Origin of the sequence: Amycolatopsis dongchuanensis (assembly GCF_039542405.1) — a bacterium.
Taxonomy (GTDB): Bacteria; Actinomycetota; Actinomycetes; order Mycobacteriales; family Pseudonocardiaceae; genus Amycolatopsis_E; species Amycolatopsis_E sacchari.
This window is the reverse complement of sequence record NZ_BAABIB010000178.1, coordinates 1-1,331: the sequence shown is the minus strand read 5'-3', so window position 1 is coordinate 1,331 and position 1,331 is coordinate 1. Positions and strand designations below refer to the sequence as shown.

Sequence of the window (1,331 nt, the reverse complement as noted above, 5' to 3'; positions counted from 1 at the left end):
CTGGCGATGTAGTTGGTCAGGTTGCGGAACCCGAGCGCGGAGCCGCGGAGGTGCTCGAGTCGGCCGTTGATCGCCTCTGTCGGCCCGTTGCTGGTGCCGGGGCGGTCGAAGTAGGCCAGCACGTCGACGGCGCGCTTCTTCAGTGTCCGTCCGAGCGTGATGATCTCGATGAGGGCGGCAGGGACTCCGTGGCTGATCGAGTCGATGAGCTTGGTCATCATGTCCCGGCCCTTCTTCTTGTCGGGTTCGCGGTAGGCGGTGATCATGCGTTGGTAGATGCCCCAGGTGGCCTCGACCTCGACGTGGGCGTCGGCGGCGAACAGGTCGGCGAGTCGGTTCTTCTGTTTGTCGGTGAGGAGGTCGGCGCCGGTGTGCAGGGTCCGGCGCGCGGAGTAGAGCGGGTCGCTCTTGCGTCCGCGGTGGCCGTGGATGGCCTGCTGGACACGGTGGCGGCACCGGTCGAGGGCGTCGCCTGCCAGGCGGACAACGTGGAAGGGATCCATCACCGCCACGGCGTCGGGCAGTTCCTCGGCGGTGGCGGTCTTGAAGCCGGTGAACCCGTCCATCGCGACCACCTCCACGTGGTTGCGCCACGCTTCGGGGCGGTCGGCGAGCCAGGTCTTGAACGCCTGCTTGGAGCGGCCCTCGATCATGTCGAGCAGTCGGGCCGGGCCGGTACCGTCGCGGACGCCGGTCAGGTCGATGATCACGGTGACGTACTTGTCGCCGCGGCGGGTGTGGCGCCACACGTGCTCATCGACACCGATCACGGCAACGCCATCGAACCGGCCGACGTCGTCGATCAACACTCGCCTGCCCTCGACCAGGACGGCGTCGTTGGCGGTGTTCCAGGCGACCCCGAGGCCTTCGGCGACCCGGGCCACGGTCAGGTGCTGGACCACGATCCCTTCGAGCGCCCACCGCAGCCCACAACGCGACAGCTTCGCCCGCGGCTCGGCAGCCAGGCTGGTGTCTTGGCGCCAGACGTGTCCGCAGCCGGTGCACCGGTAACGGCGCACGACCACCTCCAGCGTCGTGGGTCGCCACCCGAGCGGTTCGTGCGCCAGTCGCCGCACCACGGTGTCACGCGGCGCCCCCTCACAGCCGCAGCGGCGGCACCACTGGTCAGGCTCGACGACCCGGCAGGCCAGCACCGCACGATCGGGTTCGAGTCGTTGCCCAACCGCTTCGAGGCCGAGCTCGTCGAGCCGGCAGAACGTGGTCAGGTCAGGGCAGGCGAAGCCCGCATGAGAGGTAGCGTCAGGCATGTCGAGGTCTTCCGGATGAGGCGTGTAGGAACCTTCATCCTCGGGAGACCTCGACCCCTATCC

General features: G+C 68.7%; 1 protein-coding gene. It reads right to left on the bottom strand.

What is annotated here, in order from left to right; genetic code table 11:
* Positions 1-1,268: ISL3 family transposase (locus ABFX51_RS39320; protein WP_346056983.1), on the bottom strand; the 1,268-nt coding region annotated here is incomplete at its 3' end.
* Positions 1,269-1,331: the final 63 nt, after the last annotated feature.